The 22,030-nt window shown below is 32.0% G+C and carries 26 protein-coding genes; 10 read left to right on the top strand and 16 right to left on the bottom strand.

Annotated elements, in window-relative coordinates; translation table 11 throughout:
• Positions 1-8 precede the first annotated feature (8 nt).
• From HUE88_RS03800 to HUE88_RS03760, 9 genes are read left to right on the top strand one after another with little or no spacing between them, the layout of a single operon-like run.
• Positions 9-1,544, top strand: a complete 1,536-nt coding sequence (locus tag HUE88_RS03800) for a hypothetical protein (RefSeq protein WP_194371227.1) — start codon at positions 9-11, stop codon at positions 1,542-1,544.
• Positions 1,541-2,176 carry a type 4a pilus biogenesis protein PilO gene (locus tag HUE88_RS03795; protein ID WP_194371225.1) on the top strand — a complete coding sequence of 212 codons (636 nt, stop codon included), beginning with the start codon at positions 1,541-1,543 and terminating at the stop codon, positions 2,174-2,176. The genes HUE88_RS03800 and HUE88_RS03795 overlap by 4 nt, the downstream gene beginning before the upstream one ends.
• Positions 2,176-2,643, top strand: coding sequence for a hypothetical protein (locus tag HUE88_RS03790; RefSeq protein WP_194371223.1), 468 nt, complete (start codon positions 2,176-2,178; stop codon positions 2,641-2,643). The genes HUE88_RS03795 and HUE88_RS03790 overlap by 1 nt, the downstream gene beginning before the upstream one ends.
• 8 nt (positions 2,644-2,651) lie before the next feature.
• Positions 2,652-4,175, top strand: a complete 1,524-nt coding sequence (gene mshL, locus HUE88_RS03785) for a pilus (MSHA type) biogenesis protein MshL (RefSeq protein ID WP_194371221.1) — start codon at positions 2,652-2,654, stop codon at positions 4,173-4,175.
• Positions 4,165-4,980 carry an ATP-binding protein gene (locus tag HUE88_RS03780; RefSeq protein WP_194371219.1) on the top strand — a complete coding sequence of 272 codons (816 nt, stop codon included), beginning with the start codon at positions 4,165-4,167 and terminating at the stop codon, positions 4,978-4,980. The genes mshL and HUE88_RS03780 overlap by 11 nt, the downstream gene beginning before the upstream one ends.
• Positions 4,973-5,800, top strand: coding sequence for a hypothetical protein (locus HUE88_RS03775; RefSeq protein ID WP_194371217.1), 828 nt, complete (start codon positions 4,973-4,975; stop codon positions 5,798-5,800). Before HUE88_RS03780 ends, HUE88_RS03775 begins: the two co-directional genes overlap by 8 nt.
• Positions 5,797-6,339, top strand: a complete 543-nt coding sequence (locus HUE88_RS03770) for a hypothetical protein (RefSeq protein ID WP_194371215.1) — start codon at positions 5,797-5,799, stop codon at positions 6,337-6,339. Before HUE88_RS03775 ends, HUE88_RS03770 begins: the two co-directional genes overlap by 4 nt.
• Before the next feature lie 9 nt (positions 6,340-6,348).
• A complete protein-coding gene (locus HUE88_RS03765) occupies positions 6,349-8,082 on the top strand; it encodes a GspE/PulE family protein (protein ID WP_194371213.1) in 1,734 nt (577 codons plus the stop codon).
• Complete coding sequence (locus tag HUE88_RS03760; RefSeq protein ID WP_194371211.1) at positions 8,082-9,326, top strand: type II secretion system F family protein; 1,245 nt, start codon at positions 8,082-8,084, stop codon at positions 9,324-9,326. Before HUE88_RS03765 ends, HUE88_RS03760 begins: the two co-directional genes overlap by 1 nt.
• On the opposite strand, the gene HUE88_RS03755 is transcribed toward HUE88_RS03760, so the two are convergent.
• Both HUE88_RS03755 and HUE88_RS03750 read right to left on the bottom strand, forming a co-directional pair.
• Positions 9,327-9,893: a YigZ family protein gene (locus HUE88_RS03755; RefSeq protein WP_194371209.1), complete on the bottom strand. Its 567-nt coding sequence runs from the start codon at positions 9,891-9,893 to the stop codon at positions 9,327-9,329. It abuts the gene before it with no gap.
• Between the two features lie 40 nt (positions 9,894-9,933).
• Positions 9,934-10,644, bottom strand: a complete 711-nt coding sequence (locus tag HUE88_RS03750; protein WP_194371207.1) for a YebC/PmpR family DNA-binding transcriptional regulator — start codon at positions 10,642-10,644, stop codon at positions 9,934-9,936.
• Positions 10,645-10,722: 78 nt separating this feature from the next.
• Here HUE88_RS03750 and HUE88_RS03745 point away from each other — a divergent pair, with 78 nt between their 5' ends.
• A complete protein-coding gene (locus HUE88_RS03745; RefSeq protein WP_194371205.1) occupies positions 10,723-11,214 on the top strand; it encodes a hypothetical protein in 492 nt (163 codons plus the stop codon).
• Here the strand turns inward: HUE88_RS03745 and HUE88_RS03740 are convergent.
• The 14 genes from HUE88_RS03740 to atpD all read right to left on the bottom strand — a co-directional run bounded on the left by HUE88_RS03740 (position 11,204) and on the right by atpD (position 22,029).
• Complete coding sequence (locus tag HUE88_RS03740) at positions 11,204-11,935, bottom strand: tRNA 2-thiocytidine biosynthesis TtcA family protein (protein ID WP_194371203.1); 732 nt, start codon at positions 11,933-11,935, stop codon at positions 11,204-11,206. The genes HUE88_RS03745 and HUE88_RS03740 overlap by 11 nt on opposite strands.
• 28 nt (positions 11,936-11,963) lie before the next feature.
• On the bottom strand, positions 11,964-12,656 hold the full coding sequence (locus HUE88_RS03735; RefSeq protein WP_194371202.1) for a 5'-methylthioadenosine/adenosylhomocysteine nucleosidase: 693 nt from the start codon (positions 12,654-12,656) through the stop codon (positions 11,964-11,966).
• A gap of 8 nt (positions 12,657-12,664) precedes the next feature.
• Entirely contained in the window at positions 12,665-13,381 is a 717-nt protein-coding gene (locus HUE88_RS03730) for a nitrilase-related carbon-nitrogen hydrolase (protein WP_194371200.1), read from the bottom strand.
• Between the two features lies 1 nt (position 13,382).
• Positions 13,383-14,321, bottom strand: a complete 939-nt coding sequence (gene fabD, locus HUE88_RS03725; RefSeq protein WP_194371198.1) for an ACP S-malonyltransferase — start codon at positions 14,319-14,321, stop codon at positions 13,383-13,385.
• Positions 14,322-14,336: 15 nt separating this feature from the next.
• Positions 14,337-15,122 carry a DNA-binding transcriptional response regulator gene (locus HUE88_RS03720; protein ID WP_229860145.1) on the bottom strand — a complete coding sequence of 262 codons (786 nt, stop codon included), beginning with the start codon at positions 15,120-15,122 and terminating at the stop codon, positions 14,337-14,339.
• On the bottom strand, positions 15,076-15,594 hold the full coding sequence (locus HUE88_RS03715; protein ID WP_194371196.1) for an FKBP-type peptidyl-prolyl cis-trans isomerase: 519 nt from the start codon (positions 15,592-15,594) through the stop codon (positions 15,076-15,078). The genes HUE88_RS03720 and HUE88_RS03715 overlap by 47 nt, the downstream gene beginning before the upstream one ends.
• 68 nt (positions 15,595-15,662) lie before the next feature.
• Complete coding sequence (locus HUE88_RS03710) at positions 15,663-16,625, bottom strand: tetratricopeptide repeat protein (protein ID WP_194371194.1); 963 nt, start codon at positions 16,623-16,625, stop codon at positions 15,663-15,665.
• 3 nt (positions 16,626-16,628) lie between these two features.
• Positions 16,629-17,219 carry an OmpA family protein gene (locus HUE88_RS03705; RefSeq protein WP_194371192.1) on the bottom strand — a complete coding sequence of 197 codons (591 nt, stop codon included), beginning with the start codon at positions 17,217-17,219 and terminating at the stop codon, positions 16,629-16,631.
• A 72-nt stretch (positions 17,220-17,291) separates the two neighbouring features.
• Positions 17,292-18,542: a Tol-Pal system protein TolB gene (gene tolB / locus HUE88_RS03700; RefSeq protein WP_194371190.1), complete on the bottom strand. Its 1,251-nt coding sequence runs from the start codon at positions 18,540-18,542 to the stop codon at positions 17,292-17,294.
• Positions 18,543-18,544: 2 nt separating this feature from the next.
• Positions 18,545-19,270, bottom strand: a complete 726-nt coding sequence (locus tag HUE88_RS03695; RefSeq protein WP_194371188.1) for a TonB C-terminal domain-containing protein — start codon at positions 19,268-19,270, stop codon at positions 18,545-18,547.
• Positions 19,263-19,655 carry an ExbD/TolR family protein gene (locus tag HUE88_RS03690; RefSeq protein ID WP_194371186.1) on the bottom strand — a complete coding sequence of 131 codons (393 nt, stop codon included), beginning with the start codon at positions 19,653-19,655 and terminating at the stop codon, positions 19,263-19,265. The genes HUE88_RS03695 and HUE88_RS03690 overlap by 8 nt, the downstream gene beginning before the upstream one ends.
• Before the next feature lie 3 nt (positions 19,656-19,658).
• Positions 19,659-20,225: a MotA/TolQ/ExbB proton channel family protein gene (locus HUE88_RS03685; protein WP_194371184.1), complete on the bottom strand. Its 567-nt coding sequence runs from the start codon at positions 20,223-20,225 to the stop codon at positions 19,659-19,661.
• 3 nt (positions 20,226-20,228) lie between these two features.
• A complete protein-coding gene (gene atpC / locus HUE88_RS03680; protein WP_194371182.1) occupies positions 20,229-20,621 on the bottom strand; it encodes an ATP synthase F1 subunit epsilon in 393 nt (130 codons plus the stop codon).
• A 16-nt stretch (positions 20,622-20,637) separates the two neighbouring features.
• A complete protein-coding gene (gene atpD, locus HUE88_RS03675; RefSeq protein ID WP_194371180.1) occupies positions 20,638-22,029 on the bottom strand; it encodes a F0F1 ATP synthase subunit beta in 1,392 nt (463 codons plus the stop codon).
• Position 22,030: the final 1 nt, after the last annotated feature.

The following is a 22,030-nucleotide window of genomic DNA, read 5'->3' as shown; positions in this document are numbered from 1 at the left end:
ATTAAAAAATGAGTAAAATAGAACAATTATCTTTTACTAATGTAATTTCTGTTAATCCATACAAAAATACGTATGTTAGTTCGGTTTCAAGTTTTTTAAATGAAACTGTATCCCCAGTGTATACAAAAGATCAGTATTCAATATCTTATCTAAATACCAAAGACTTTATAAATAGTCACATCAGCTTAAGCAAGAATATTCCAGACGAAGATTTATATGATGCTATTTATAACAAAGCTTATGATGAGCTAGGATTAGATCAGGCTGTAGAATATCATATACAATATATAGAATCATTTAATAAATTGGACGAGAACAATAGAGACTTTCATGTATTTATCATAGATCCGATAGTTGTAGATGATACATTCAAAAATACAATTGAAAAGATTAAATATATTGACTATATCATTCCTTCACCTTTATTAATTAAATCACTCTATTCTAAAGAGATTATAGAAGATAGTGGTGTCCACTGTTTTTTATATTTTCAAGAAAATGACACATTTATAGCAATTTACGATCGAAAAGATTTTATATATATGAAATCTTTAAATTACTCATTCTTGCAAATGCATGATAGATTTTGTGAAATTTTTGGAGAAAGAATTGAATATGAAGATTTTATAAACTTTGTTTCAAATGAAAACTTAAAAATCACATCCAGCAGATATAAAGAATCATTTATTAAACTTTATAAAGAAATATTTGCTAATGTTAGCGATATATTAACATATGTAAAAAGAGCTTTAGATATAAAAATAATCGATCATATTTATATAGATACTCAATTGCAAACTGTTAGCAAACTGGATGAAATCGCAGAAGTAGAACTTAGTGTCAAGAGCAGTAATTTTAATTTTAATTATGGATTTGAAAGTGCAAATGAGCATATTGATCACATACACTCTCTTATGCACCTGTATACAACCACAAATACCGAGGAAAAATATGAGTGTAATTTCACAACGTATCATCGTCCTCCTGCATTTATAAAGAGAGAGAGCGGGCGTGTTATTTTACTTGCCATTGCTTCAATTGTGCTTGCCTTTATATACCCAATCTCATATTGGACTTTAACATATGCTCAATCAGTGCAATATAATCTTTTAGAAGAAGAGTATAGAGAAGTACACAACACCAAGACAACAAGAGAAGCAATAATTAAAAACAAAGAAGCTGATAAGCATAAAACATCTGCACTTCTTGATAAAGAAAAGCAAGAATATGTAGAAAAGAAAAATACACTGATTAAAATTCATGATGTTAAAGTAAACTATCCCATGAAAGCAAATCTTTTGTACAAATTATCTAAAGATATAAATAAATACCAGGTAAAACTTGAAACGGTGCTCTATTCTGAGAAAGAGACCAAAAAACAGTTACAACTTGGATTAGTCTCCTCTAAGGATAAAAAGATAACTGATTTAATCAAGTACTTGACTAAAACATATGAAGGAAAATTCAGCTTTTCTATTGAAGAAATTTCATACACAGAAGAGTCTAAATTGTACTTTGGTGAATTAAAGGTGAATTTATTATGAATTTTATATTAATGATAGAAGATTACTTACAAAAAACCGACAATTTTTTTAAAGAAAAATCTCAAAAAGATGTGTATTACATATACTTAATGATTATTGGCGTTATTGTTGCCATAGCATATCCATTCTATGATTTATCAGTGGATGAATTTACAAATGCGAAAAATAAGGTAAAGGAAATTTCAGTAAAAATCAATTCCGATAAAGCATTTTTACAAGTTAATCCGGAAACTAAAATAGTTCAACTAAGTCAAGATATTAAAAAACTTGCAACTGAACTGCAAATCAATATAGACAATAATGAATATATTAAAAGTAAAATTGAAACAATATCTTCACTTATATATGATGAGAGAGCTTGGGGTGAATATCTTAGTTCAATATCAACTAATGCGAAAAAGTACAATATTCAAATTATCAATTTCACAAATAAATATGCAACGAACAATGAATCTTTTGGTCATATACTTGATATAAGCATTCAGTTCAAGAGCGACTATTCTAATGCTATTAAATTTATAAATTCTTTAGAGAAAAGTGAGTTGGTAGTTGATGTACATGATATAAGCATGAGAGCAGAGGATGCTCTAAATACAAAACTTGATATTTCTGTTTGGGGGATTACCTACTAATGAAAACAATATTAATAGCAAGCGCTTCAATTATCTTAACTGGCATCTTAGCTGCAAATGAACTTGCATGGGTAGATGAACAGATAGAAGCAATAAAACCGCCCAGAAAAGGGATTAATATATCTTATGCAAAAGATCCATTTATTTTTTTAGAAAAAAATGGTTACAAAGCTAAAGGGAAGAGAAAAGTTTTTCTAACATCCTCTTCTGCGAAGTCAACTCCATCTCTTAAAGGAAGTACTCCATATATATCAGATATCCAACCGCCAAGAACTGAGTTAATTCTGGACTTAGTCATAAACTCATCGGCCATGATTAATGGAAGATGGCATAAGGTAAATGATAAAGTTGGAAATTATACACTTACAGATGTTGGTAAAGATTCAGTAACTTTAAAAATAGGTGATAAAGAATTAATTTTATCAACACATACTAAAAATAAAAACTTAAAATTTAAAAATAAGTAGGACTAATTATGAAACTTATAAAAACTACAATGTATACAACATTAATAACTCTTCTACTTTCAAGTAGTGTATTAGCAGACTGTTCTTATGAACTATTTAGCATAAGCTCAACAAAGAACACAAAAATAATAGATTTTGTTGAACAGCTTAGCGATGAGTGTGATTTTAGTATTATAATATCTGATTCTCATGCTGAAGAGTTTTTAAATACCAAATTACAAAAAACCAACCTTAACAACTTAACAATAGATGAAGTTTTCAACATTGTATTGAAAGAGAATAATCTATCATATACACTTGAGAACAATATTCTAAAGATTTCATATCTAAATACAAAGATGTTCAGTATCGACTATATACTCTCACAAAGAAAAGGTGAGTCAAACACTGATATTACACTATCTTCAGAAGGTGCAGGAACTACAAGAGCAGTAGCAACTACTACGACAACTGATGGAAATTCAAAAGGTGGTGGTGGTGCTGGTAAATCAGGTATGAAAATCGAGAGTACAGATGAAGTTGTCTTTTGGAATCAGCTCGACTTAGAACTGCAAAGAGTTTTAAACAGACCTCAAGATAAATACAAAGCAGAAGCTCCTATTATAAATAAAAATGCAGGTATTGTAACTGTTACCGCGACTGTCAAGCAGATGGACAGATTAGAAGGCTACCTTAAAAATCTTCAAGATAAAGTACAACTTCAAGTTTTAATTGATGTTCAACTTCTTTCAGTAACAATGAGTAAAGGTAAAACTACCGGTGTTGATTGGAAACAGCTGTATGCTCTTCAAGATATCAATATAGAATTTGGTGCAAGCGCTGGGCAAAGAAGTGGAGTAAAGCAAGATGACAGCTTTATTACCCTTAGCAGTGCATCCGGTGTTCATTTAAATGAAGTTATAAAATTTCTTAAAACGCAAGGTGATGTAACTTCTATCTCCAATCCGAAGGTTTTAACTCTAAATAATCAACCTGCACTAATAACTGCAGGAGTGGAATATTTTTATAAAATAACAAGTACAGAAACATTAGCAGGCGCTACAAGCGGAACTCAAAGCTCAAGCGAAGATGTTCAATCAGTTTTTGCAGGTGTTCTTTTAGATATTACACCTGAGATTTCTGATGATAAAACAATCACACTAAAGATCAACCCTTCTCTATCTGAAGCAATAAGCACTACATTTATAGCTACTGGAGCCGCTGACAGAACTATGCCACCAGATTTAAGTCGTCGCCAATTATCATCTGTTGTGACTGTTAAAGATGGCAATAGAATTATTTTGGGTGGCTTAATAACTACACTTGATTCAATTGATGTAAATAAGGTTCCTATTCTAGGTGACATCCCTATCCTTAACTATCTTTTCAAATATGAAAACAAAGTTAGAACTGTAACAGAATTGGTAATCGTAATTGAGCCTCATATAATTAATAAAGAGAAAGATACTCTTTCTTTAAGTGACCTTGGATATACAAATATTTCAAAAGATCAACTATCAAACACTAAAAAGAAAGAGGCAGATGAAATCTAGTATTTATCAAATCTCCAGGGATGTTTTTTTAGATACTGTAAACGCTGAAGATTATATACAATTAGACAGAGTATCTACTATTTACCAATCTCTAAAGTACTCTATGAATAAACCTCTTAAAATGATACTTCTTTATGGAAAGCCAGGTACTGGAAAAAGTATGTTTTTAACAAAATTGCATAAAGATCTCTCTCCTATACAAAAAATTCATCTTTATAAAACGCCCATCTTAGATGAAAGTGAGTTTTTCAAAACGCTTGCTCAAGATTTGTTTGATATTAAATATAGTGGTGAATTAAACTTTACACAATTTATGAAAGTAGTAGAAGGAAATGAATTAGATTCTGGAATTGTTCCACTTATACTTCTTGATGAAGCACAATTGTACTCAACTCCTCTTATGGAAAAAATAAGACTTCTATCTGACACAAGAAAAGTAAAGTTTGTAATTGCCCTTCACAAAACAGAGAAGGAAGACATCATTGCTAAGGAACATTTTCAAACAAGAATTTGGGAAAGCATTAAACTTGACAACTCTTCAAGTGCAGAACTTAAAATCTATATTCAAAAAAAACTTTTAAAAGCAAACTGCTTCGACAGTGCAAACATGTTTTCTAAAAAATCTGTAAATTTAATTCATAAACTAACAGATGGTAACTATAGAGATACGAATAAACTAATTTATACAGTATTTGACATATATGAGCATTACTTACAAAACAATCCATCTAAAATCAATGGAGATTTTATTTCAAATAAAATTATTGAAATGTCGGCAATACACACAGGACTTCTAAATGCTTAATATAAAAGATTTGGAAGCAAGACACACCAAATACAGACTAAAGTCATACATTCCACATGTAGCCATAGCTATTAGCACAATCGCTATATTAATCTCCATAGTCACAATATTTAATTATAGCTCAATTGCAAATATTGATGAAAAAAATATTACCAAAGAAAATAATAGAGCCGTAGAGTATGTTCAAGCAAAAGAAATTGTAGAAATTTTGCCTACTGTTATAAATGACAACAGCGTAAAAGAAACTCCTTTGGTTAAGACAGTTGAAGCAACAAAGCAGAGTAGTAAAGAAAAAGTTTTAATTACTGAGAAGGAAGTAAAAGATAAGATGTTGCTATCGCCATCTTTGAATTTTATGCGTAAAATGCAAACTGAGACAGTTGAAGATTATAAAAATGAAAATAATAAAGCAGAACCGGAATCTAAGCAGTTGCCAAAAAATAAAAAAATTGAAAAAATTGAAAAAGTGAAAATAAACAAAGTTGAGAGCAATACAATCAGCATAAAAAAACAAGATATATACAGTGATATTGATCATGTTATACAAAGATTCAAAATCAACAACAATCCTGCTCTGAGCTTATTTGTAGCTAAAAAATATTATCAAATTGGTGAGTATGAAAAAGCATACAATTATGCTTTAATTACCAATGGAATAAACAACAACATAGAAGCTAGTTGGATTATTTTCACTAAAGCGCTTATAAAACTTGATAAAAGAGAGATGGCAATCGAAACACTAAAAAAATATCTAAATCACTCCAGTTCATCACAAGCAAAAATCTTATTAGATGAAATTTTATCAGGAAAGTTCAAATGAGAATATTATTAATAGTTTTAATTACAATAAGCCTATATGCTGACACAAAACAAGATATGTTTAATCTTTATCAAAATAAAAAGTATGAAGATGTTTGTAATATTGGATTTAATAATTTTAACAAGTATAGACAGGATGAGGAGTATATATCTCTATATGCCTTTTCTTGCCTGAATGCCGATTATATAGACCGCTTATCCACGCCAATAGCAATATTAAAATTTTCTCAAGAGTCTCGTTCTAACTCTGCTTATTTCTCTGTTATATTAATGCAAAAAAAACTACTCTACCATGCTTTGATTGATGGTTACAGCGTGTCGTCATTAAATTTACCTACTACCGATTATGTATTATCAAAAGTTTTTGATTTGTATGCTAAAATTGGGGATCATGAGCCAAGGAATTTTTATTTGTTTGAAGATGAGAATGATAGTAAATTAACATATAAGCTATATCTTGTTAAGGATGATGAATTAAGTAAAATAGTGATTGAAGAGTATTATAATTCAATAACAATTAAGCGCCATATTTACTGGTAGGAGGCATTAATGGATAGAATTACTTCGGATTTACTAGAAAATGGCTCCATTATGCAGGGACAAGTCGATAGACTGATTTCAAAAGGGTTAGACACGAACCTAATCCTTAGAGATATCACGCTATCTGGATTTATTACAATGGATAGGTTGATTCGATTTGTTGTTGATAAGATTCAAAATGGTGTTTATGATATCTCAATCATAGAGGACTATGACTATATACAAGAAAAAGATGTTTTAGTAAAGTTAGCTGAGAAACAGGATCTTCTATTTTTGGATCTTGACTCTATTGATATGGACTACAGGTTGACTGAAAACATATCACTGACACAACTTAAAAAATATAATGTTTTCCCTGTATCAGAAGATGAAATGAGTGTTACAATTGCTTTTTGTGATCCACTTGACTTAGAAGCTCAAGAATCTGTTCAGAGGCTTTTTATCAGAAAGCCTATTAAGGTAGCGGTATCCACAAAAAAACAGATTCTTTCTTATCTTTTTAAGGTAGAACTTAAAGATAGCGTCAAAGGACTTGTAAAAAAAATAAGAGATGAGCTCAACTCAATCAGCTCTTTAGAAGAGCAACAAGAAGCATCTTCTATATTGCTTCTTATTGATGTAATATTAAACGCATGTATTAAAGGTCGTGCTAGTGATGTACATATTGAACCTACAGAGAAAAACTGCGTTGTTCGCGCACGTATTGATGGAAAACTAGCAGAAATATTTATTTTTGAAAAAGATATATACCCTCCTCTGGCATCAAGATTAAAACTGCTTGCAAATCTTGATATTGCAGAAAAAAGAAAACCACAAGATGGACGTTTCTCAACGCTTGTTGGCTCTAGAGAATATGACTTTCGTATATCAACACTACCTATATTATATGGTGAGTCTATTGTTATGAGGGTATTGGACAAACAAAAAGCATTAGTTAAACTAGAAGAGGCAGGGATGGATAGCGCAAGTTATCACAAGCTTCTAAAAGGTTTAGAAGCTCCATATGGCATCATATTGGTAACAGGTCCAACCGGTAGTGGTAAAACGACTACTCTATATGGTGCACTAAATGAACTAAGAAATGTTGAAGATAAGGTTATAACAGTTGAGGATCCGGTGGAGTACAGAATGAACCTTATTCAGCAGGTTCAAGTAAACCCAAAAGTAGGTCTTAGTTTTGCAGATGCACTTCGTTCAATATTAAGACAAGATCCTGATAAAATAATGATTGGTGAGATTCGTGACAAAGAGACATTGGAGATAGCTATTAAAGCAGCGCTCACAGGTCACTTAGTTATATCAACACTGCATACCAATGACTCAATCAGTGCAATAGCACGTATGGTTGACATGGGTATACCACATTATTTAATCAGCGGTGCGCTAGTTGCTATACAAGCACAAAGGCTGGTTAGAAAAATATGTGTACATTGCAAAACTGTAGCAAAAGTACCAGCGTCTGTTATAGAAGAGATGCATGGGCTAATTCCAGAAAATTCTAAATTTTATATTGGAAAAGGGTGCAAAGAGTGCAATGATACCGGATACATGGGTAGAGAAATGATATGTGAAGTTCTAACCATTACAGATGAACTTTCATCTTTGATTGCAAAAGGCTCATCTAATGATGTACTGCATACGCAAGCAGTCAAAGATGGCTTTATAGGAATACTAAAAAATGGTATTGACAAAGCTATTGAAGGTATAACAAGTTTAGAAGAAATTTTAAAGGTGGCAAAATAATGAAATATTTTATAGCAACTATACTTATAAAAGGTAAAAAAGAGGAGCATGGTTTATATGCTGAAGATAGAAAAAAAGCTAACGAACTTGCAAAATTAAAACACGCAGGAATCATTATTAAAGTTGCTGAGGGTGAAGAACCATTAGAAGCACGTTTGAAAAGATTTAAAACAAACTTATTAAAAAATATTCAAAAAAGAAAATTAAAACCGGATGGCTTAATTGCATCAATTCGGCAACTTGCCGTTATGACAAATGCTGGTATTTCTATATATGACTCCCTTAATGAAATCGCGAATTCAACCGACGATCAAAACTTAAAACTTGTTTTTAAAAAACTCGCTGAAGACATCAATTCAGGACATTCTTTATCTAAATCAATGGAAAATTTCCGTTTTGAGCTTGGTAATTTGACTATTGCAATGGTTCAGCTAGGAGAGAAAACAGGTAACTTAGATGAGTCTCTATACTCGCTTGCTGATATGCTTGAGGAAATTCGTGCAAACATTACAAAATTTAAAAAAGCTATGGCGTACCCTAGGAATGTAATGATAGCAATGGCTATTGCTTTTACTGTTTTAATCTCCTATGTTGTGCCACAATTTAAATCTATATTTGAAGAACTTAATGCTGAGCTTCCTCTACCAACTCAAATACTGTTAACATTAGAACACCTTTTCAACAACTATGGACCATATGTTTTAGCGATTCTTTTTGCATCATTTGTAACATTCAAATATCTCATAAACAACAATAAGGATATAAGATTTGGATGGCATAATGTACTTCTTAAAACAATGCTTATCAAAAACATAATCAAGTATGCAACTCTTAGCCGCTTTACTCTCGTCTTTTCTGAACTAATACGAGCAGGTATTCCAATAGCTGAAGCTCTTGACACTTCTGTAGCTATGATAGACAACCTTCCACTAAAGAAAAAACTATTGTCTGTAAGAGCAACTGTTGAAAAAGGTGGAACACTCAACGATGGTCTCAAGGATACTAATCTTTTTGAAAATATGATTATTCAAATGATTAGTGCAGGAGAAGATAGTGGTACTCTAGACACAATGATAAAAAAAGTTGCAGAATACTACAAAATGAGATTTGATGCGATTATTGATGGTCTTTCAGAAGCAATAGAACCACTAATGCTATTAATAATAGCATCTATGGTTATTTTATTGGCTCTAGGTATATTTTTACCTATGTGGGATATGGGAAGTGCCGTTAATGGGAGATAACTAATATAGTAATCGCTCAACACTCTCTAAAAAGCACTCCATATCCACTTTGGATGCTTTTAGTTCATATATTACTTGTGTTTCAAAAACTTTATTGACTATCTCAATTTCATATCTTAAACATTGATGTTCTATTTTTCCAACATTAGAATAAATAAAAGATATACTCCGAGTGACTTCCTCTTTATACTCAAATAATTCTGACATTCCAATAACCAAGTTAACGGTTTCGCTATAGGCTCTAACTAAGCCACCGGTGCCTAATTTTGTCCCACCAAAGTATCTCACAACTATAACTGCACTATTAATAATCTCGTTACCTTGAAGAACCATTAAGCTTGGTTTTCCAGAAGTTCCATTTGGTTCACCATCATCACTTGAATGTTCAACAACTTGGTTATATTCATTGAAATACCTAAAAGCCACAACAAAGTGCCTTGCTTTTGGATTAGATAGCTTTAATTGTTTGAGAATATTTTCATAATCTACATATGGCACTAGATGAGCAATAAATTTTGACTGCTTGACTTCTAACGTTTGAGTAGTATGTTTGTTTACGTATTTCATATATATAAAAATTCTACATGTAGCTACATGTAGAAATATATTAGGCTAGGTTAGTAAAAACTTTTTGAACATCATCATCATCTTCAAGTTTTTCTAAAATTTTATCTATATCTTCTTGTTGCTCATCCGTAATAGTTATAGGTGTATTTGGCATTCTTTCTAGATTTGCTTTTGTTATTTCAATATCCATACCTTCTAAAGCTTCACTAAGTTTTCCAAAACTAGTATAATCTCCGGTAACTAAAACAACTCCCTCTTCTTCTTCAATTTCTTCTAAACCAGCATCAATTAACTCCAGTTCTAACTCTTCAATATCCATGCCATCTTTTAGCTCAAATTCAATTAATGCTTTTCTGTCAAACATAAAGTCCAAAGAGCCTTTTGTTAGCATCTCCCCACCATTTTTGGCAAGTATATTTTTAACATTGGCTACTGTTCTTGTATTATTATCAGTCATGCACTCTATAAAAAGTTGCACACCATGAGGAACCTTACCTTCAAAGTTGACTTCAATCATACTAGCCGTATCTTTTGCTGATGCTCTTTTTATAGCTGCTTCAATATTGTCTTTTGGCATATTTTCAGCTTTGGCATTTATAATAGCCGTACGAAGTTTGGAGTTCATATCTGGATCACTACTGCCCTCTTTAGCAGCCATAGTGATAATCTTTCCTAATTTTGGAAACAATTTAGACATTGCTCCCCATCTTTTTAATTTTGATGCTTTTCTATACTCAAAGGCTCTACCCATAAATTTTTCCTTACTTATTAACACTAAATTTAAATTCAAAAATGTATAATAGCATATAGTGTTATATAGGGGATTTAAATGCAACCAAGTTTCGGAATAAAACACCATTTTTTCAGTGCTTTTCGTGAATTATTTGTTCATCATCATGGTTCGTTGGAGTTTCGTGCCAAATTATTTGCTCTAATGGTAGCTGCCAATATAGAGTCAAGAGTGGAGTCTTATGAGATTGTAAAAAAGATTGGGATGGATATTTATAAAAATGACCCTGACAGAGCAAATCTGTTAATGTTATCTACAAAAGAGCTTGTTAACAAAGTTAAAGACAACAATGGTTTAGACATAGACACTCTCATAGCAAACATTCAAAAAGATTTAAAAATGGTCCCGAGATATGCTAAAAAAATCGATGTTGACTCACTAAAACAACTGCTTGTATTATCGCATGACAATGATATTATATCTTATCAGGGAAATATTTTAGAATTTTTGCAAACAATAAAAGAAGAGATACTTCAGGATAAAAAATCTCAAATTGAGCTTGATGAAGAGAATTTGGAGTCTAGATACTAAACTTCTCTTTATCAAAAAAACTATCAACAGATATATTTTTAAATGCCGCATTTAAGCTGGTAAAAAGCGAAGGAAACTCTTTCTCCATCTTGCAAAGCATCTCTTTCATATTTGCTCTGGCATGTGGCATCTTAACGTCAAAGCGCATTGATGGACAAGCCTCATCGCCAATTGTAGTAATGTTATTATCTGCAGCAAATGCTGATAACTGACGCTCTCTCATCTGAATTAGAGGACGAATAACAACCAATCCATTTTCAGCCCTATATATTGGCGCTAATGAGCGCATTTGACCATTATAAATAAAGTTCATAAAAAAACTCTCTGCAGCATCATCCATATGGTGACCTAGCGCGACCTTGTTACAACCATTTTCCTGAGCAGCAGTGTATAGGTACCCTCTTCTCATTCTTGAAAAAAAACTACAAAATGATGAATTCTTTCGAATTTTATCTTTTGCTAAATCATAAACTTTAGTGTCATGAACAATATGAGGAATATCATGCTCTTTACAATGAGCAGTTAGTGCATCATAATTCTCACCCATTCCATAGCTTATTGTTACTGCTATAAATTCGAATTTAAAAGGAGCACGGCGTTGTTGTTCTTTCATAGCATGAATCATAGTAATTGAATCTTTACCGCCACTAAGCCCAACCAATATCTTATCACCCTCTTCTATAAGGTTAAACTCAGCATTTGTTTTACCAAGTTTTGACATTATTTTTTTAGAGATTTTAATGGATTGTTTATTCAACTATTTTATCTACCATCTTCATTACAAACTCTGCACTCTCAACTGCACTAGTCTCAAGAAACTCATCAAAAGAAAAGCTTGCATCCATATCAGCTGCATCACTAATTGCACGCAGTATAAAAAATGGAATATCTAGTGCATTACAAACTACAGCAACAGAAGCGCCTTCCATCTCAAGAGCATCAGCTTTAAAAGTATCGCCAATCCAATTCTTTCTCTCTTCATTAGCAACAAATTGATCACCAGTAGCAATAATTCCTTCTTGAACTATTTTACCCATCTCCTTTGCTACTTCTTTACTCATTTCAATCATTTTTTTATCTGCTTCAACAAAAACAGCACCTTCTGGCACAAAACCAAAAGGATGACCAAAAGCAGTAATATCTAAATCATGTTGAGACAATTTAGTTGCAACAATTAAATCTCCAACTTTAAGAGTTGGAGATATAGCTCCAGCAACTCCCGAAAACAGAAGTTTTTCTGCTCCAAAATGCTGTATCAATGTTGAAGCGGTAAGAGTTGAAAATACTTTACCTATTTTAGAATAGGCAATAACTAATTCAACACCTTTGTATGACGCTTCATAATATTTATTTCCTGCATATTGAGTTGTTTTATACTCACCTAGTTTTTTTAGTATTGGAGCTATCTCTTCGGGCATCGCACCCATTATTGCTATTTTCATATATTTCCTTATATTTTAAATGTTTTTACTTTTTTTTCATAAAGGGGCAACTTATGAGTTATAAGTCCTTTTTCATCTACTATGCAACTTCCACCCCAAAAACCAAGACCATCTTCAAAACCAACTCTGTTAACAAAAATTAATTTTGCTTTGCACTCTGTTGATACTGTCTTTATAATATCTAGCCATTTATCTTCTATCTCCAAACCAGAATCACTAAATCCACGAGATGGAGAAGCTACAAGAGCTAAAATATAATCAGGATTTTCATGTATTAAATCTTTATGCACAGACTTGTGCCATAAATCCTCACACACGACCATAGACACCTTCCCATATTTGCACATAAAGCTTTCAAAAATGTTTCCGGCACTAAAGTATCTAGCTTCTTCGAACATACCATAATTTGGAAGATGTACCTTATAATGCTTAGAGAGCAGTTTACCATCAGAAAAGTAAAGGGCTGCATTTCTAAAATTGTCACCATCTCTTATTGCTGCACCTATAGCGATATCTACATGTAAACTTAATGTTTTCAACTCATTTAGTTCATCCAAGTTCCATGCATCTTCATAAAGCTTATCTTGAAGTAAATATCCATTTAAAGAGAGCTCAGGAAAAACTATTAAATCACTACTATCTTTAAACTCACTTATTGTTAAAACAACATCTTCAAGATTGGAGCGACTTAACTTAGGCGAACTCTGAACTAAAGTGACTCTCATATTAGCTACAAACTTCCTCTACAACCTTAGCTAATGATTCCATATCTGAAATATTCAACGTTATCATATCTTTAGCTATTCTACGATTTAAACCTTTTAATGTAGCACCGTTTCCAAATTCTATAGCCATATCAATATCATTAGAAATAGCTTCAATTGACTGTTTATATTTTACTGGTTTAACTAACTGATCCTTAAGTAGTGATACAGCTTCTGTTTTTGTACTATATGGAGTTGTTGTAACATTTGAGATAATAGGAGCTTCAAAGCTATTCTCAATCATGCTCTCCATCAAACTTTCAAAAGGTATTTGTGCAGATGATAAAAGTTCACAATGACTAGCTACAGACATATTCAAAAGTATAGCTTTTTTTGCACCAGCATCTTTAAATGTTTGTTCTAATGAACTTAAATCTGCTTTCATACCCGCAACAACTAATTGTCCATCTTGATTATAGTTCGCTGGCCAAACTTTTTTACCATTTGACTGTGCATCTAAACAAACTTTTTCTATGCTCTCATCATCCAATCCAACAAGGGCCATCATTCCAGCTTCAATATCACTACACGCATCTTGCATAAGTTGTCCACGCCTGTGAACCAACTCAACAGCATCTACATAGTCAATTGCACCACTGGCACATAAAGCAGAAAACTCACCAAGAGAGTGCCCCAAGAATAACTCTGCTTTTATATCTGGACATGCCTCTTTAAACAGACGGTAAGCAACCATTTGAACTAAAAGTATTGCTGGTTGAGTATAAGCTGTTTGTCCCAACTTATCATTTTCTTCAAATATCAACCCTTTAAAATCAACACCTATTCTTTGTCCAGCTTTATCAAACATCTCTCTAGCAATATCTGAGTGTTCATAAAAGTCTTTTCCCATTCCTATGGCTTGACTTCCTTGTCCTGCAAATATCATCGCAATTTTTTTCATTCATTTTCCTTAATATTATAAATATTCGCTATTTTCAGCTATTTTTTTTCTTAGAGTATTTCTGTTTAATCCCAACTTATCAGATAGTTGAAGCTGAGATTTGAATCTTTGCAAGCCTGCTTTTATAAGCGGCACTTCATATATGTGTAAAAAATTTTTATAGTCGCTATTTGAGCCAAGCTTATCAACTAAATAGTTCTGAACTATGTTCATCAACTCACTATCATTGATATCTTGCAGTAAATAACTAATCATAACCTGCCGTCTCAAAGAGTTTGAGTTTTGACTCAAATCAGGCTGAAAATTTTTCATATTAAACTCTTCTTTAGTATAAAAAAGTTCTGATGCTTCTTTAGCGAACTTCTTAATCAAAAGCTGAACATCTTCTAATCTCTGAGACAAAGGTGGTATATCAAATTTAATACTAAAAAGTTTATCAGTTACATCATTATAATAAGAACTTTTTGCTGTAGCGATAACCCTTATATTTTTAGAAGTAACAATATCAAAAATTTTATTTATGTTTGGTGAGTTCTCTAGATTAGTAATAACTATCTCACTAACACTATCAAGTGTTACGAGTAGTTCCTTCAAATTTGATGCATCAAGTATTGGCGCATCTGGAAGAATATAGTGTGCTAAGCTCTTTTTTCCCACACCAATTTCTCCGGTTATAAGAGAATTTACACTCAGTGCTTTTAAAAGAGTAGCAGTTTTAAATGCTTGAGCAGAAGAAGCAGAAGCTGTTATATAACTAGCATCCACAACCCGCGCCGCCACCAGTACCACAACAACCTTCATTATTTTGTTTGTTTTCAGCAGGAATACCAGTCATAGCCTCTTCCGCAGAAGCTTCTCTAATATTATTAATAGACACGTTAAAAGTTAAATCTTTACCAGCTAAAGGGTGGTTAAAATCAATAATTACATTCTCAGTACCTATTTCTTTAACTATAACTTGAACAGTACCGCCATCTTCACCTTGACCATAAAGACTCATTCCAACTTCTAAATCAATACCGGCAAATTGATCTTTAGGAACTTCTTGCTTTGCCTCATCATTATACTCTCCGTATGCATCTTCAGCTTTTATTAGTAATTCTGATTTTTCACCAATTGACATATTAACAATACCATTTTCTAGTCCTGGAATAATCTGACCTTTACCAAACATAAAAACTAATGGTGCTCCACCTATATTACTGTCTACTATAGTATTTCCATCACTAACTTCATACTCTATTGCTACAATTTGATTTGTTTCGATTGCCATTTTCAATGCCTTTTATATTTTTTTTGGATTTTAACATAATAATGCTAACACAGCTAAGTTAATAACAATTATTTAATTAAACTAAGTTTATTATTCGCGATTTTTGCACCATTACTATTTGGGTACTTAGTAATTACAGCATTATAAAAAGTTTTTGCATTTTTCTTATCACCAGTATTATCCATAGAAATTGCTGTATGTAGCATCAAAATATCCATATATGATGCTTTTGAATAAAGAGATGCACTTTTTTTATAATAAGCTATAGCGTCAGAATAATTTTTCCTATAATACTCTATCTCACCCAACATGTAATGTGCGCGAGCAGGTCTATAGTTTCTTTTTACTAAATTACTATAATATTCATATGATTCTGAATAAAGTTTTTTATCATAAAAAATTTTAGCTTGGTTCTCAATATCAGCACTCGACATAGAGTCCAAACTAGACTTCTTTTGCTTTGAACCATCTTTTAATTCTTTTGTCACTAAATCTTTAAAATTATTAACGTCATTAACAAGGAGATTAAACTCATCTTTTGTTACATATGTGCTATTTATCTTATCAATCAGCTTGGTTATCTCTGCAATTGCAAGGTTTATTTTTTCAATATCTGTGATATTTACAAGAATAAGCTTATTATTCTCTTTGATTGAATTATTGTTTAATTGCGTTGAGTCATTAAGTCTTTTATTAAATTCAACACTACTCTTAAGTTCATCACTATTCTCTTTATTTATTGATTTTAAATCCAATTTATTTTGGCGGGATAAAGAACTTATACTTTCAATAATAGTCTGTAATCCATCAATTCTCTCTCTTAGTGAATCAACTTCATTAGCTTGATTATTACTTTTAACTACAACTTTTTGAAGATTTTTTTTATTTTCTAAGAGTGTTTTTTCACTTGAAGTTAAACCATAGGGTTCTGGACTGTTTAAATTGCCAGCACCGAATGCAGAAGGTTCTGCACCGATTAAGTAATAAGGTAATAATATTGCATAAAGAGCAATTAATATGCTTCTATTCATAAATTACGGTAATAGTTTAAAATCAACTCTACGGTTCTTAGCCCAACAATCTTTTGTTTTATCAGTACAGGTAGGGTTACTTTCACCATAGCTTACCATTGTAATACGATTAACAGCAACACCTTCTGCTACCAAAGATTTTTTAACTGTACTTGCTCTTTTAAGACCTAAAGCAAAGTTGTACTCGTCACTTCCCCATTCATCACAGTTACCTTCTAGTTTTATAGAAAATTTACTTGCTGTTGAATTTGCCAATTGCACATCGCCAGAAATTTTGTTTTCCATGTCAGAACGAATATTGAACTTGTCAAAATCAAAGTATATTGATGAAAAGTTTTTTTCTAACTTCTCCATAGAATCAGAGCCTGAAGAATCTTTACTACTTTCGTCTAGTGTCACTTTTTCATTTAATACAGAAGACTCGCTAGATGATACAGTTTCAGTTTCTACAGGTGCAACCTCTTCAGCAACTTTATCTTTTGCTATTTCACTAGCAACCTCAGTCTTAGTTTCGTCTATAACTGGATCTTTACTACTACATCCGCTTAAGATTAAAAGTGCTGTTACTACACTTGATATTACTATACTTTTCATTTTTTCACTACCTTCAGTTTTATTTGTGTCATTGTACCAGAATTATATTAATATATTTTAATAAAAACCGTTTTACCAATCCATTGATTGGACTTTTCCATATTTCAAAGGAAAAAGATAATTTTTATTATGCTTTAGTCTTATAATGCCGATAGAACTTTGAGCGCTATAATTTTTAATAAAAATTATAGCGTCGCCATCTATAGAAAATCTTGGAAATTCATTTACCCCTACAGCCGTCAGTCTTCTGATAAAGTCTGTCTCTGTTGAGATAAGATGTAAATTAAATGTATTATCGGAAAATGCATCAGAGCTTTCTCTTGCTTTATAGACTATATACTTCCCAAAAGCACTACATGCAGCGTTACTTTTTCCATAGTAAACCATCTGCTCAACACTGCTTCCATCAATTCTTTTAGAAAAAATATTTGGATACCCAAGTCGATCAGATACAAATATTATATTTTCATTATCTATAAATTGACCACTAACATCAATTCCACCATATTTTGTCAATCTTGTGGTTTTTTTCGTTTGAACGTCATATAGATAAATATCTGGTTGTCCAGCAGGTGCCTTAGTCAGTAACAGCTTTTGTCCGTCATCACTTACATCAGAACATATCATCATTCCATCCGAAGATGCGATTACTTCACTCTTGCCTGTAGTAATATCAACATATTTTAAAGTTGGTTTTTTTTCATCCAATGAAGTGTAATAAAATGCTGTTTGAGCCTTATTAGACCACTTTGGAAATAAATTAAAACCGCCTTTTACAGCAATATGCTGATATGTAAGAGTATAATCAGATATTACCAATTCACTCTTTTGGGGAGCAACAACTCTTGAAAAAATAACTTTTCTTTTAATCCATTCAATAGATGGTTCACCCATAAACTTGTTAATGTCATAGGCGACAGTATGCGAAAGAAACATATAAATATTTTTATTATTAACTTTATAGTTTTTATTAAATACAATTTTATTATCACTTATAATTTTTAATTTTATATTTAATGCACCGGCATCATCCTCTATAAGTTGATACCTTAAAATATAATTCATATCTTTGTTTTCTTGTGCTGTACTGCTTGAATCAAAGTCAATTTTACGATGATGTCTATCAACATTAAATATTGATATTACATTTAAATCAGCTACCAATGACTTAAAAAAGATCATTTTAAATGTGTCACTATAACTTAAAGAAGAATCTTCTACTGCCAAAGTTGGAAGAGAATCGACTTTTTTAATTACTTCTATTGTAGCATCGCTCGCGTATGTAAAAGTGAAAGCAATCAAAAATGAAATTAAAATTTTCATACTTACTCCTCTGATTTTAAAATTATTGTATATACCCCTGAATTATTTTCAGGGTTTTGTGGAAAAATTACATTTTTAAGTCTATCTTTAATTTTGTCACACTCATTATTCAATGCAGTATTAGATGAATATCTTAAGATTCTAAAATCGTACACCCTTCCTATAGAACTAAGTTCTATAATAGCTTCTACACTATTTCCCTGAGAATTTTGAGGTGGATAAAAATATTCATATACCAAAGCTTGAATTTTAGCCAAATATTCATTAACTTCAGGCGCTGTAGAACTCTTTAAACTCTCTTGCTCAATATTGTTTGTTTCAATTTTATTAACTTTTTTTGATAATGATTCAACCATATTATTTTCTGATTTACTAATAGGTTTTTTGATTTCATGAAGTCTTCTTATGTCAACTGTTTTAGGTTTTTGGCTTGGTGTTTTTATAGTTTTAGTCCAAACGTCACTAAACAGATTATCTATATTTACCTCTTCACTTTTTTTAGGTGCTTCACTTTTTTTTATTTCCGCTTCACTTACACTTTCTTTATTACTCTTTTGTTCTGTTTTTGGCATATCTATTGATACAGAAATATAGTTATCTTTTTTCATGGCAAATGTTTTTACTTTGTCAGATGATGTAACCATATATATAAACAATACTAAAAAAAATATAAATAATGATAGTGATATAAAACCACTAATATAAAAATAGGAGTTGTTTTTATCCATTAGTTGCTAATGAAACCTCAGAAAAACCTGCTTGCTTTACAGCAGCAAGTACTGACATAACAACACCGTAATCCAAACTTTTATCAGCACTAATAAGTACAGTAGCTTTTTTATCAAGTTTTTTAGTGTATAAATAAAAATTATCCATAAAAGAGTTTAGCTCATAGCTATCTTTATTAATTTTAAGATTTTTATTTTTATCAATAGTTATATGAACAGGAGGTATTTTTGACAATTGTGTGGTCTTAGAGCTTTGAGGAAGATTTATTTTTTCTTCGTATATCATATTTGGTGCAATTACCATCATAATCGCTAAAAGCACCAGCATAACATCTACCAATGGAGTAATATTTAACTCAGGTTTTTCATCCCAATCATAATTCATTTTTTATACTTTACGAGCTATTATTGCATCACTTTGCATCTGCATAAAGCTTATTAGTTCAAAAGATTTTCTTTTTAGTATTTGATGATATGTATATGCGAATATAGCAACAAATATACCCGCAGCAGTTGCTACCAAAGCATCTGAAACACCACTGGCTATAATACTCATTCCACCGCTACTTTGTCCTATATGTGTAAATGTGTCTAGTATAGACACAACCGTTCCAAATAACCCTATAAATGGAGTTGTGGAAGCAAATATAGAGAGTATTGACAACCCTTTAGTAGCTTCTTTTGTTGCAGCAAGCATTCCTAAACTTAACACTTCTTTTGTAATGTTAGAACTAGTTTTTAGGAAATTAAATAAAAAAGATTGTTGATTTACTGTTGTAGCTCCCATAAGAAGGCTCTCAAGAGATCTATTCTCTATTTCAAGCCAACTATTAAGAGAAAAATAGCGATAAAAATAAACCCAATTTAGCACTATAAAATAGATTGATAAAAGTGCTAAAACACCCAGAGTAACTGGGTGACTTTTTAAATAAAAATCAGTTATTTCGTTAATCATAGTTTACAATAAGTTATGAGCCGCTGATTCAATTCTAGCTGAAACAGCTGCTATTGCAGGATTGTTATCCTTAATAGATTCAATTAATTCTTTAGCATTTTCAAGTGCTGTAGCAATTGCGCTTTCGTTTTCACCACGAATAGCTACAGCACCTTCAACTAGAACAATAACTTTCTCTTCATCAACATGAACAACACCCCAGTTGATTAAAATTGACTCAACTGACTTGTCTTCTTTTTCTATATCTATAACGCCAGCTTCTAACAGTGTTGTTAGCGAAGCGTGTTCTGCAAGAACACCAAACTCACCCTCTTCACCTGGAAGAGTTACACTAATAGCTTCACCATTATAGATTTCACCATTAGGAGTTAGAATTTCAAGTTTTAACATACTCATTTGGATCCTTTATGAATTACTTCTTTTGAGATTTCTCAATTGCTTCATCCATGTTACCAACCATGTAGAAAGAATTTTCTGACATATGGTCACATTCACCATCAAGAATCATTTTGAAACCTTTGATAGTATCTGCTAAAGAAACATACTTACCAGGAGAACCTGTAAATACTTCTGCAACAAAGAATGGCTGTGATAAGAATTTCTCAATTTTACGAGCTCTCTCTACAACATTTTTATCTTCTTCAGATAATTCATCCATACCAAGAATAGCTATAATATCTTGTAAGTCTTTGTATTTTTGAAGTGTTTGTTGAACACCACGAGCTACATTATAGTGCTCTTCACCTAAAATTTGAGGATCAAGTAATCTAGAAGTTGAATCAAGTGGATCAACTGCAGGATATATACCTTTTTCAGCAATTTTACGATTAAGAACTGTAGTTGCATCTAAGTGAGCAAATACAGAAGCAGGAGCCGGGTCAGTTAAATCATCCGCTGGAACATAAACAGCTTGAACAGAAGTAATTGAACCATTTTTAGTTGATGTAATTCTATCTTGTAACGCACCCATTTCACGAGCTAAAGTTGGTTGGTAACCAACAGCTGAAGGGATACGACCAAGAAGAGCAGACATCTCTGAACCTGATTGAGCAAAACGGAAGATATTATCAACAAACATCAATACATCTAGACCTTTTTCATCTCTAAAGTACTCAGCCATAGTAAGACCAGTTAAAGCAATACGGTTACGTGCTCCAGGAGGCTCACTCATTTGACCGTAGCATAGTGCAACTTTATCAAGTACATTCGAGTCTTTCATCTCGTGGTAAAGGTCATTACCTTCACGAGTTCTCTCACCAACACCAGCGAATACAGATAGACCATCATGACCATGAGCAACATTATGAATAAGCTCCATGATAATAACTGTCTTACCAACACCAGCACCACCGAATAGTCCAACTTTACCACCTTTTGAGTATGGTGCTAATAAGTCAACAACTTTAATACCTGTCTCAAACATCTCCGTAGTAGTTGATTGATCAACTAATGGTGGAGGATCACGGTGAATAGACCATAGTGGTGCATCAGTAACTTGCTCACCATCATCAATAGTTTCACCGATAACATTAAAAATACGTCCAAGTACTTTCTCTCCAACAGGAACCTTAATAGGTGAACCAGTAGCAGTAGCATCCATACCACGAACTAAACCTTCACTCATATCCATTGCGATCGTTCTAACACGACCATCACCTAAGTGAGCTGCAACTTCTAATACTAAACGATTTACAGAACCTTCTAAACTTATTTGAACTTCAATTGCTTCATTAATTACTGGAAGATACCCATCAAAATCAACGTCAACAATAGGCCCCATAACCTGGCTTATTTTACCAATCATA

This window comes from Candidatus Sulfurimonas baltica (genome assembly GCF_015265455.1).
GTDB lineage: Bacteria > Campylobacterota > Campylobacteria > Campylobacterales > Sulfurimonadaceae > Sulfurimonas > Sulfurimonas baltica.
This window is presented reverse-complemented; position numbering and strand designations above follow the sequence as displayed.

Coding starts and splice junctions, on each gene's coding strand:
- HUE88_RS03715 (WP_194371196.1), bottom strand. CDS start 15,594: ATGGCAATCGAAACAAATCAAATTGTAGCAATAGAGTATGAAGTTAGT.
- fabD (WP_194371198.1), bottom strand. CDS start 14,321: ATGAAAAAAATTGCGATGATATTTGCAGGACAAGGAAGTCAAGCCATA.
- HUE88_RS03690 (WP_194371186.1), bottom strand. CDS start 19,655: ATGAATTATGATTGGGATGAAAAACCTGAGTTAAATATTACTCCATTG.
- HUE88_RS03790 (WP_194371223.1), top strand. CDS start 2,176: ATGAAAACAATATTAATAGCAAGCGCTTCAATTATCTTAACTGGCATC.
- HUE88_RS03795 (WP_194371225.1), top strand. CDS start 1,541: ATGAATTTTATATTAATGATAGAAGATTACTTACAAAAAACCGACAAT.
- HUE88_RS03720 (WP_229860145.1), bottom strand. CDS start 15,122: ATGAAGGTTGTTGTGGTACTGGTGGCGGCGCGGGTTGTGGATGCTAGT.
- HUE88_RS03710 (WP_194371194.1), bottom strand. CDS start 16,625: ATGAATAGAAGCATATTAATTGCTCTTTATGCAATATTATTACCTTAT.
- HUE88_RS03760 (WP_194371211.1), top strand. CDS start 8,082: ATGAAATATTTTATAGCAACTATACTTATAAAAGGTAAAAAAGAGGAG.
- HUE88_RS03705 (WP_194371192.1), bottom strand. CDS start 17,219: ATGAAAAGTATAGTAATATCAAGTGTAGTAACAGCACTTTTAATCTTA.
- HUE88_RS03740 (WP_194371203.1), bottom strand. CDS start 11,935: ATGTCAAAACTTGGTAAAACAAATGCTGAGTTTAACCTTATAGAAGAG.
- HUE88_RS03800 (WP_194371227.1), top strand. CDS start 9: ATGAGTAAAATAGAACAATTATCTTTTACTAATGTAATTTCTGTTAAT.
- HUE88_RS03745 (WP_194371205.1), top strand. CDS start 10,723: ATGCAACCAAGTTTCGGAATAAAACACCATTTTTTCAGTGCTTTTCGT.
- HUE88_RS03735 (WP_194371202.1), bottom strand. CDS start 12,656: ATGAAAATAGCAATAATGGGTGCGATGCCCGAAGAGATAGCTCCAATA.
- HUE88_RS03755 (WP_194371209.1), bottom strand. CDS start 9,893: ATGAAATACGTAAACAAACATACTACTCAAACGTTAGAAGTCAAGCAG.
- tolB (WP_194371190.1), bottom strand. CDS start 18,542: ATGAAAATTTTAATTTCATTTTTGATTGCTTTCACTTTTACATACGCG.
- HUE88_RS03695 (WP_194371188.1), bottom strand. CDS start 19,270: ATGGATAAAAACAACTCCTATTTTTATATTAGTGGTTTTATATCACTA.
- HUE88_RS03685 (WP_194371184.1), bottom strand. CDS start 20,225: ATGATTAACGAAATAACTGATTTTTATTTAAAAAGTCACCCAGTTACT.
- atpC (WP_194371182.1), bottom strand. CDS start 20,621: ATGAGTATGTTAAAACTTGAAATTCTAACTCCTAATGGTGAAATCTAT.
- HUE88_RS03770 (WP_194371215.1), top strand. CDS start 5,797: ATGAGAATATTATTAATAGTTTTAATTACAATAAGCCTATATGCTGAC.
- HUE88_RS03730 (WP_194371200.1), bottom strand. CDS start 13,381: ATGAGAGTCACTTTAGTTCAGAGTTCGCCTAAGTTAAGTCGCTCCAAT.
- HUE88_RS03780 (WP_194371219.1), top strand. CDS start 4,165: ATGAAATCTAGTATTTATCAAATCTCCAGGGATGTTTTTTTAGATACT.
- HUE88_RS03750 (WP_194371207.1), bottom strand. CDS start 10,644: ATGGGTAGAGCCTTTGAGTATAGAAAAGCATCAAAATTAAAAAGATGG.
- mshL (WP_194371221.1), top strand. CDS start 2,652: ATGAAACTTATAAAAACTACAATGTATACAACATTAATAACTCTTCTA.
- atpD (WP_194371180.1), bottom strand. CDS start 22,029: ATGATTGGTAAAATAAGCCAGGTTATGGGGCCTATTGTTGACGTTGAT.
- HUE88_RS03765 (WP_194371213.1), top strand. CDS start 6,349: ATGGATAGAATTACTTCGGATTTACTAGAAAATGGCTCCATTATGCAG.
- HUE88_RS03775 (WP_194371217.1), top strand. CDS start 4,973: ATGCTTAATATAAAAGATTTGGAAGCAAGACACACCAAATACAGACTA.